This window comes from Nocardia sp. NPDC004340 (assembly GCF_053602575.1).
Genome location: NZ_JBSGDW010000010.1, coordinates 107356 through 117258, shown reverse-complemented (window position 1 = coordinate 117258; position 9903 = coordinate 107356). Strand labels below are relative to the sequence as shown.

At 69.1% G+C, this 9903-nt stretch carries 9 protein-coding genes; 6 read left to right on the top strand and 3 right to left on the bottom strand.

Translation table 11 applies throughout. The features are described 5' to 3' along the window. Nucleotides 1–9 precede the first annotated feature (9 nt). A complete protein-coding gene (locus tag ACWEOI_RS30205; RefSeq protein ID WP_433673056.1) occupies nucleotides 10–453 on the bottom strand; it encodes a hypothetical protein in 444 nt (147 codons plus the stop codon). A 73-nt stretch (nucleotides 454–526) separates the two neighbouring features. Between ACWEOI_RS30205 and ACWEOI_RS30200 the strand changes: the two genes are divergently transcribed. From ACWEOI_RS30200 to ACWEOI_RS30185, 4 genes are all read left to right on the top strand, one after another. Further along, a complete protein-coding gene (locus ACWEOI_RS30200) occupies nucleotides 527–814 on the top strand; it encodes a hypothetical protein (RefSeq protein WP_452361773.1) in 288 nt (95 codons plus the stop codon). Between the two features lie 84 nt (nucleotides 815–898). Then, complete coding sequence (locus tag ACWEOI_RS30195) at nucleotides 899–1678, top strand: alpha/beta fold hydrolase (protein ID WP_452361772.1); 780 nt, start codon at nucleotides 899–901, stop codon at nucleotides 1676–1678. A 79-nt stretch (nucleotides 1679–1757) separates the two neighbouring features. After that, nucleotides 1758–2684, top strand: coding sequence for an acetoacetate decarboxylase family protein (locus ACWEOI_RS30190; protein ID WP_433673053.1), 927 nt, complete (start codon nucleotides 1758–1760; stop codon nucleotides 2682–2684). Further along, a complete protein-coding gene (locus ACWEOI_RS30185) occupies nucleotides 2681–4288 on the top strand; it encodes a succinic semialdehyde dehydrogenase (protein ID WP_452361771.1) in 1608 nt (535 codons plus the stop codon). The genes ACWEOI_RS30190 and ACWEOI_RS30185 overlap by 4 nt, the downstream gene beginning before the upstream one ends. A gap of 17 nt (nucleotides 4289–4305) precedes the next feature. Here ACWEOI_RS30185 and ACWEOI_RS30180 read toward each other — a convergent pair whose 3' ends face one another. Then, the gene (locus tag ACWEOI_RS30180) at nucleotides 4306–4746 is read right to left on the bottom strand and encodes a nitroreductase family deazaflavin-dependent oxidoreductase (protein WP_433673051.1); all 441 of its coding nucleotides are present in this window, start codon (nucleotides 4744–4746) and stop codon (nucleotides 4306–4308) included. 101 nt (nucleotides 4747–4847) lie between these two features. Further along, a complete protein-coding gene (locus ACWEOI_RS30175; protein ID WP_452361770.1) occupies nucleotides 4848–5456 on the bottom strand; it encodes a TetR/AcrR family transcriptional regulator in 609 nt (202 codons plus the stop codon). Nucleotides 5457–5674: 218 nt separating this feature from the next. Between ACWEOI_RS30175 and ACWEOI_RS30170 the strand changes: the two genes are divergently transcribed. After that, nucleotides 5675–6679, top strand: a complete 1005-nt coding sequence (locus ACWEOI_RS30170; protein WP_433673049.1) for an AraC family transcriptional regulator ligand-binding domain-containing protein — start codon at nucleotides 5675–5677, stop codon at nucleotides 6677–6679. 169 nt (nucleotides 6680–6848) lie between these two features. Then, nucleotides 6849–9893 carry a protein kinase domain-containing protein gene (locus tag ACWEOI_RS30165; RefSeq protein ID WP_452361769.1) on the top strand — a complete coding sequence of 1015 codons (3045 nt, stop codon included), beginning with the start codon at nucleotides 6849–6851 and terminating at the stop codon, nucleotides 9891–9893. Nucleotides 9894–9903: the final 10 nt, after the last annotated feature.

Here is a 9903-nt window from a genome sequence, read left to right as displayed (position 1 = left end):
GGACGCTCGTTACTCCAGTGCGGTGGACACGCCGGCCCCGTCGTCGACCGGCGCGTCCACCGGCAGCGGCGACGTGAGGCCCACGATCGCCCCGACCGACGCCCCCAACGCCGCGCCCAGCACGGCCGCGGGTCCGGCCACGACGGCCACGCCGACAGCCGCCCCGACGAGCGGTCCGACCACCAAACCGGTAGGCAGGAACGGGATTCCGGCGACGAATCCGAGACCGGCGCCGACCAGTCCGGTGACGATCGCCAGCGGCGCGGACACGCCCGCCCCGATCCCCGCCCCGATGGCGGCGCCGACGCCCGCGTCGACCACGGTGACACCGCACCGCTGCGCATCGACCGGAACGGACGCGCACAGCGAACCCACGAACTCCGGATCCACGCCCGGCAGCGGCTCCGCCGCGTCGATCGCGGGCAGATCGATCGCAGGTAGTTGACCGTTCATTAGCCAATCCGGTGGCGCCGGTAGCGCGGCGGGCGGCGGCGCGTCATTCTCCGGCGCTGCCGAGGCGACTCCGGTGCCGAGCAGCACGGCGAACGGCAAAGCACCCGCAATCAACAGTGGTCGCGACCGGATCCACCAATTGGCTTCCAGCATTCCGCACCTCCTGAGCGAAAAACTGCTCTACATCGAGCAATTGCCTGATGCCCTAGAGATCTTAAGCGGAGCGCATGGCGAAATAAGGACGAAACTCCAATATCAAATCACAATCAGCAAATCCACCGTCACACCCCATATTCCGCGCCCTCCCCCCACCTTCGGCGCGCCGCCGGCCGACCTCCCGCGGGCTCGTGCCCACAATTAGCCACCCACCCGATACACCACCACGGGCGGCGAATTCTCCTGTCCACCAGCCGATGCGATGGCGGATATCTGTCACCATCGATATATGTCGCAACACAGAGAAGCCGTGGAATCGGCGGACGGCACCCGCATCGTCTTCCACTCCCGAGGCGACGGCCCGGCCCTGGTTATCGTCCCCGGCGCACTGGTCACCCTCGACTTCTATTTCCAGCTGGCAGAATTGCTGGCCCCGGCCTACCGGGTCCTCGTGGTCGAACGACGAGAATACGGCGAGAGCGGGAACGGCCCGCGCCCCGCCGAATTCACCGCCCAGGCCGCCGACCTGGCAGCGGTGCTCGCGACCCTGGACGACCCCGCCTTCGTCTTCGGGCATTCCGCGGGCGGCCTGGTCGCCTTGCACGCACTCCACCGGGACCAGTCGATGGTCCGTCGCCTCGCGCTCTACGAGCCCCCGGTGTCCCTCGCCGGTCCCCCGCTGGCATCGACCCTCGACACGATCCGCGACCATATGGCCGCCTCGCACCCTGCGGACGCGATCATCGAATTCTTCACCGCCATTGTCGAACCCACCCCGCCCCGCGCGGCCTTGCAGCCCCTCGCCGACACCTTGGCCTTCCGAGCCTCGGGCCTGGTGGCCGACCTCGAATGCCTGACCGCCATGAACGCCGACATCACCCCCTGGTCGGCCATCGACATCCCCGCCCTCCTGCTCGCGGGCGGGCTCACCGACCCCTACGGCACCGAGAGCGTCGGACTACTCCAGGCGACGCTCCCGGATGCGCGCACCATCACCCTGCCGGGGCAGTTCCACCACCCCCACGACGCCGCCGCGGTGGCCGCGACACTTCGGGAGTTCTTCGTCTGAGCAGGCGTGTTGACACCGCTTACATTCGATCCTAGCCTGATGTTAACACCGCATACATCAGAGCGAGGAACCCGAGAACATGCCATCGACCTCCCCGGACACAGCCAAGGTCTCCCTCGACGGCCGCGTCGTCACCGTCCCGAAAGGCGGCATGTACGACACGTACCGCATGCGGCCCGACCTCGACGCCATCGCGGCGGATCCACGGGTGAGCAGCGTGGACTTCTTCCGCCGAATGCCCAAGACCGAGGTCGACTCCCTCATCGGCAAGACGTTCACCCCGAACTTCTACTACCGCATCTCGACCGCCCGGCTGGTGATGCTCGCCCGCACCCGCACCATCCGGGGCCGACTCCCCCGCGAGCTCGCACCGCTCGAGGTCGTGCCCGGCATCGGGATCGTCTCGCTCATGCTGTTCCGCTACGACGTCTGCGATATCGACTTCTACACCGAGGCGGCGGTCGGCATCGCGGTCCGCCCGGCCCGGCACGGACGCCTCGGCACGGTGGACCTGCTCGCCGGACTCGCCGACGACCATCTGCACTCGTATGTGCTGTCGCTCCCGGTCAGCAGCGAGATCGCCCAGGTGCGCGGCCACGACGGCTACGGATTCCCCAAGTGGGTCACCGATATCGACATCGACATCCGGGCCGATCGGACCACCGCCCGGGTGGCGAACGACGACGGCGGCACCGATATCGCGCTGTCGGTGGCGACACCCGCGCAGACCACCCACCGCACCGGAGCACAGGTCTCCTCGCTCACCTCCTACACCCGGATCGACGGGGCGTGGCACTCGACGCTGAGCCAGACCAACACCCTGGCGGCCGGCAGCTCCCTGCTGCCGCGCGGCGTCGACCTCGAACTCGGGACCGGCCGCATGGCAGCGGATCTGCGGTCGCTGGCACCGTTCCGGACCATTCGACTCGATGTCATGACCGAAGGCCAACTCGCCCTCCACATGCCGGTCCCGACCTCGGTCCCCACCCTCGGAGCAGCGTCATGACCCTCGAGTACGCCTCGCCCAACCGCGCAGCCGGTGGCACCGGCCACCCGTCCCCTGCCCCGGCATCGACCGCCGAGCTCATCCCCCGACTCGCCGCCCGGGTCGCCGCAGCACCCGACGCTGCCACGGTGACCAAGACGATCCCATACACGGGCACCGCCTTGACCGAGCTGCCAGTGTCGACGAACACCGACGTCGAAGCCGCGTTCGCCCGCGCGCGGACCGCGCAGAAGCGGTGGGCAGCAACGTCTTTCCGGGAGCGCAAGGCGATCATGCTGCGCTTCCACGATCTACTGCTCGAACGTCAGCACGAGGTCCTCGACCTGATGCAGGCCGAGAGCGGCAAGACGCGGCGCGACGCCTTCCTCGAAGTCGTCGATGTGGCGATCGTGGCCCGCTACTACGCGCGGCGCGCCGCGGGGCTGCTCGCACCCACGCGCCGCCGTGGCGCGATCCCGCTGCTGACCCACACCACCGAGCTGCGCCACCCCAAAGGCGTTGTCGCCGTGATCTCCCCGTGGAATTACCCGCTCAGCATGGCGGCGACCGACGCGATCCCAGCGCTGCTCGCGGGCAACGCGGTGGTCCAGAAGCCCGACACCCAGACCGCGCTCACCGCGCTGTGGGCCCTGGACCTGATGCGTGAGGCCGGTCTGCCCGACGACGTGTGGCAGATGGTGGTCGGGCGGGGCAGCGATATCGGCGACACGCTGATGGACAACGCCGACTACATCATGTTCACCGGCTCGACGGCCAGCGGCCGCCGCATCGCGCGCGACGCCGGTGAGCGGCTCATCGGGGCATCCCTGGAACTGGGTGGCAAGAACGCCATGTTGATCCTCGACGACGCCGATATCTCTCGGGCCGCCGCCGGCGCGGTCAATGCCTGCTTCCCGTCGGCGGGTCAGCTCTGCGTCTCGATCGAGCGCCTCTACGTCGCCGAATCGATCCGAGTGGAATTCGTCGCCGCCTTCGTCGCCCGCACACGCAAGCTGAGCACCGGCGCGGCGTACGACTTCAGCCGCGATGTCGGGTCGCTCACGACCACTTCGCAACTGGAGTCCGTCACCGCGCACGTCGACGACGCGGTGGCCAAAGGGGCGACGGTGCTGGCGGGCGGCCGGGCTCGACCCGATCTGGGTCCGCTGTTCTTCGAGGCGACGATTCTCACCGATGTCACTCCCGAGATGACGCTCTACGCGCACGAGACCTTCGGTCCGGTCGTGTCGATCTACTCGTTCGACGATCTCGACGACGCGGTCGAGCGGGCCAATGCCACTCCCTACGGTCTCAATGCCAGCGTGTGGACTCGCGATGGCGCCAAGGGCCGGGCCGTCGCGGCCCGCCTGCACGCGGGGACTGTCAACGTCAATGACGCGTTCGCCGCCGCCTGGGGCAGCATCGACGCGCCGATGGGCGGGGTGGGCGACTCCGGACTCGGGCGCCGTCACGGCGCCGAGGGCATTCTCAAGTACACCGAGGCACAGACCATCGCCCACCAGCGCGTCATGGGATTCACCCCGCCGGGCGCCGTGCCGTATCGGGCGTGGGCGGGCGTGCTCACCACGTGGCTGAAGGTGATGAAGCGCTTCGGCGTCCGGTGAATCGCCCGCCACCCGTCTCAGTCCTTGAATTCGCAGACCACGACCGGAATCTCGCGGGCGGTCCGCTTCTGATAGTTCGCATAGCCCTGGTACGCCGAGGTGATCTGCGGCCAGAGGACCGCCCGCTCCTCGGGGCTCGCGGTGTGCGCGTGCACTTTTCGGCGTCGCCCGTAGATCACGGCCTCGGCGTCGGGGGTGGTCTGCAGGTTGTGGTACCAGTCGGGGTTCCGGTCGTCACCGCCTTTCGAGGCGACCAGGACGATCCGGTGCGCATCGTGCACCGGGGCCGTGAGATAGCACGACCGCGGTTGCCCCGATTTCCGTCCGATCGTGTGCAATTCGACCACCGGCATTCCGAACGGATTGGCCAGCAGCTTGTTTCCGCTGACCGTGAGGACGATCCGGTGTGCGAAGTTCATCAGTTTGGCTCCGCGGTCTGCCACCGTGTTCTTGTTCATAGCGCACCTCCTGTGTCGAGTTAGCGGCGCTAACATTACCAAAGGTGTGAGCAGCGTCAACATTCATTGTCGCCGGTCGGCGACCCGACCGCGTCGGTGTGTCAGTTGGCGTGAGACGTGTCGGCGACCTGGTTCGACGCGCCGAGCACCGCGAAGACCGCGGCGCGAATACGGTCGGCGACAGCCTCATCGGAGACCGCCTCGAACTTGCCGTCCAGGTGCAGGAACGCCAGGCCGTGGACCAACGCCCACACCGCGATGGCCATCGCCTCCGGATCCGACGCCGGAAACGCCTGCCGCACAATGTTCTCGACGTACTCGTGAATCGCCTCGGTGGCCGCGACCCGTTCCGGACTCGTCGGATCACACGGATCGGCGAACATCACCCGGAACAACCCCGGCCGATCCAAGGCGAACCGCACGTACGCGATGGCGATCAGCGCCAGATCCTCGGGCGTGACCGGCGCGGGATGCACGGCGGCCAAACGGCTTGCCAGATCGCGGTATCCGACCGCGGCGACCGCGGACAGCAGGGCTTCGCGGTCCGCGAAATGGCGGTAGGGCGCGGCCGTCGACACCCCGGCACGTCGGGCCACGGCACGCAAGGACAGGTCGGCGGCGCCGTTCTCCTCGAGCAGCTCGACCGCCGCGCGCAACAGCGCCGAGGGCAGGTCGCCGTGATGATACGGCTGAGTGGTCGACGACGTCACCGAACGAATCTATCAAGCGGCGACGCCACGCCGGCCCAGCCACCGGCCGATCTTCCGCTCGAACACCGCCCTAACGCGGCCCCGGCCTCCGCCGATAGCGGGGTGTGGACGCCGACCGTCGCGCCCGGTTCGCGGCCCCACCCGGTGCTGGTTACGGATCGCCGCCGCGTCTACGATCCACCCATCGACCGGGGGGACGACGATGCGTAGGAGGGGCATTGCGCACTGATCTGACTCTGCTGCACCAGTTTGTGCTCTCGCAGCTGACCTCCATGGGACTGGACCGCAACCGCCTGATCCAGGAATCCGGTGTGCCGGAGTGGACACTGACCGGCGGCGGCGTCCATGTCCCCAGCGAGACCTTCTGGCGCCTATGGGAGACCGGGGCGAAGATGCTCGACGATCCGGACGTGGCGCTGCGGGTCGCGAGCCGGTACCAGCTCCGGGCAACCGGGCTCTACGACTATTTGTTCACCAGCGCACCGACCTTGGGCGCCGGACTGGCGACCTGCGGCCCCTATGTCAGCGCCGTCACCACCAACCACAATTTCAACCTCGTCGACGACGACCGCGGGCCGACGCTGCGCCTGGACATGGTCGACGGGGCCGACGCGACCCGCGACCACACCCAGCTGTGGGGTTTGGCCGCCGTGCTGACCCGGGCACGCCGCGTGGTCGACGCCCCCCTGGACCCCGTCCGAGTGACCATGCGCCGCAACGCACCTCGGCGGCTCGACGCCTACCGGGACGTATTCGGCGACGCCACAATCGAATTCGGCGCGGACACCGACGCGATGACCTTCCGCCCAGCCGATCTGGACCTGCCGCTCACCACCGCCGACCCGGTCCTCGCCGCCGTACTGCAACCCCTCGCGGACGCGCTGCCGCCTCCCCCGCCCCTGATCTCCGCGTGGCCCGAACGGGTCGCCGTGGCGGCGGCCGCCGCCCTCGACGAGGGTGACGCGTCCTTGGAACGGGTCGCGCGGCGGCTCACCACGAGCCCGCGCACCCTCCAGCGCCGGCTCGCCGAAGCCGGGACGACGTGGCGGCGTGAACTGGACCGGGCGCGCTCGGCCCGACTCGGCGCGGCGCAGGCGACCGGACCGCTGAGCCGCGGCAAACAGGCACAACTGCTGGGGTACGCCGACGAGTCCTCCATGCGCCGGGCCGCGCTGCGCTGGGCGGTCGCCACCAGCACGCACCGCTCGCCGCTGCAGCCGTGAGCGATCGACGATCGAGACCGACCGCCGAATAGCTGTATATCTGCTCGTCATCGGCGATAGGCTGGGCACAGTCGAAAGGTGAGTCGATAATGGCCGGTGCTCGCAGCCGTACCGTGAGGATTGCGCGCGGCCGATGATCGACGACGCTACGAACCGTATCCCCCGCGACGTGAACCTGACGGTAGCGGAGGAATTGCGTGAGCTCGGCTTCGAGAATGCCGAAGAGATGGCTCGCGGCGGTTTCGGCCTGGTCTACCGATGTCGGCAAGCGGGGTTGGATCGCACGGTCACGGTGAAGGTCCTGACCGGGGACCTGGACGAGGAGAGCCAGGCGCGGTTCGTGTGGGAGCAGCAGGCTCTGGGCCGGCTGACCGGGCATCCCAATCTCGTCACCGTGCTCGCGGCCGGTGTCAGCAGCGGCGGGCGGCCCTATCTTGTCCAGCCGTATCACCCCGTGGACTCGCTGGGTGCGCGGATCCGGCAGCGGGGCGCGCTTCCCGTCGATGACGTGCTGAAGGTCGGGGCCGGGATCGCCCGGGCACTCGAGAGCGCGCATCGGCTGGGCATCGTGCACGGCGACGTGCGGCCGGACAGTGTTCTCTTCCCCGAATACGGTGAAGCCGCCCTGACCGACTTCGGAATCGCGCGCGCTTCCGAAGGCTCCCGAACTTCTAACGAGGGCCCGGCGACTCCCGACGCCGATATCCATGGGCTCGGCGCCACCATGTTCTGGGCGCTGACCGGGCACGCCGCCTCCGAGCCGCAGGCACCGGACCTGCGCGAGCGCGGCTTCCCCACCGAGGTGTGCACCGTCGTGGAAGCGGCGATGCACCGCGATCCCGCACAACGACCCTCCGCCGCGGAGCTCGGCGCGACCATCCGGCAGATACAGCAACGCGGCGCCTCGCGAACTACCCGGCACCATCGCCCGCTGCTGCCTGAATTGACCAGCTTCATCAACCGGCGCGCCGAGTTGAGCGCACTCAAGCACCAGCTCACCGTCTCGAGGCTGGTGACGCTGGCCGGGATGGGCGGCGTCGGCAAGACCCGGCTGGCGCTGCGGGCGGCCTCGGTCGCGCAACGCGATTTCGCCGACGGGGTGTGGGCGATCGACCTGGCCGACGTGCGCGACCCGTCGCTGGTGGCTCCCATCGTCGCGGCCGCTCTGGGTGTGCGGGCCGATTCGGCTCGACCGGTCCATGACACGCTCGTCGAGTATCTGCGATCCCGGGAAACGCTGCTCGTCGTCGACAACTGCGAGCAGGTCGCCAAACCGATGGCGAGCCTGGCCGAGACATTGTTGTCGGCATGCCCGGGACTGCGGATGCTGGTCACCAGCCGCGAACCGCTGGATATCGGCGGCGAAGCGGTGCAGCGACTACTGCCGCTGAGCGTGCCCGCCGCCGACCGCGAGCCGACGCTGCGACAGCTCCGCAAGTACGACGCCGTGACGCTGTTCGCCGATCGCGCCGGCACGGTCGTGCCCGGCTTCGAGGTGACCGAGGAGAACATGGCCGCAGTGGCCGGGATCTGCGCCCGGTTGGACGGTCTGCCCCTGGCGATCGAACTCGCGGCGGCTCGCATGCGCACGATGTCGCCGGACCAGATCCTGCAGCGGCTCACCGACCGGTTCGCCCTGCTCACCCGGGGTCACCGCACCGCGCCGACCCGGCAGCAGGCCCTGCGGTGGTGCATCGATTGGAGCTATGAGCTGTGCACCCCGGCCGAGCAGCGGCTGTGGGCCCGGTTGTCGGTGTTCGCCGGTGGTTTCGAACTCGAAGCCGTCGAGGCGGTGTGCGGCGCCGAGGCCGAGGCGGCGGAACTGCTCGACGTGCTCTCCTCGCTGGTGGACAAATCGGTGGTGATCAGGGAGGAACCCGACGGCGCGGTCCGCTTCCGGATGCTCGACACCGTCCGGGAGTACGGGCAGGACAAGCTGCGGGAGGCCGGTGCCGACGAGGAATTCCGGCGCGCGCACCGGGACTGGTACCGGCGGCTGGTGCTCGACGCCGAGGGCGACTGGATCAGCGACCGGCAATGCGACTGGATGGCCCGGCTCGACCGCGAGCAGGGCAATATCCGGGCAACGCTCGAATTCTGTATGACCGACCCGACCGAGCAGTCGGCCGAAGCGGGGCTGCGCATCAGCGCCGCGTCCCTCACCTTCTGGAGCTTCCGCGGCCTGTTCGGTGAAGGCCGCCGCTGGCTCGAGCGAGCCCTGGCCCATCCGTGCGCGCGCTCCACAACCGACCAGGTCCGGGCGCTGCACGCCAGCGTATTCATGGCCACGCGGCAATGGGACCTCGAGACGGCCGCCACCCTGCTCGCCCACGGGCGGGTGCTCGCCGAGCGCGATCCCACACCCCTGAATCAAGCCTTGATCGCGTATGCGGAGGGAGATCTGGCGCTCTATCGCGACGACCCCCCGCGCGCGGTGTCGTGCATCAATCGAGCCATCGAGGTGCTGAGCTCCGAGCCGCGCGGATGCCTGCACGTCTCCGCGCTGCTGTTGCTCGGTGTGGCGTACGCGCAGCAGGGCGACGCCGAGCGCGCCGCCGAGTGCCATCAGCGGATGCTGTCGATCACCGAGGAATGCGGCGAGTCGCTGTTCCGCTCGACCGCCCTGGGAATGACCGCGATCGCGGCCTACCGCCGGGGAGAGGGCTCCCGCGCACAGGATCTGCTGCGGGAATCACTGCAGCTCAACCGGCGCGTGCGCAGCCTGCTCGTCGCGGCGCTCGATCTCGAAGTGCTGGCGTGGATCGCCGCCGGCACCGACAGCCAGCGAGCCGCCGTGCTGATGGGCGCGGCGGCGAACATGATGCGGACCGCCCCCGGCGTGGCGATCTACTTCCCCCAGATGGTCGAAGCCCACCTCGATTGCGAGCGAGCGGTGCGTGGCGCGCTCGGCGCCGCGCGCTTCGATACGGCGTGGCGACGCGGACGCGCGATGCGGGTCAACGCCGCGGTCGCCTACGCCCTGAACGAGGAACGGCCGGCCGACGCACCACGCCCCGGCGCGACGACTCTGACCAAACGGGAACGCCAGGTCGCGGGCCTCGTCGCCGAAGGGCTCACCAACAAGCAGATCGCGACCCAGCTGGTGATCGCCCAGCGCACCGTGGACGCGCACGTCGAGCACATCCTGGCCAAGCTCGGGTTCAACTCACGCGCCCAGATCGCGGCGTGGATCGTGGACGCGGACCAAAAATAGGTATACCCAG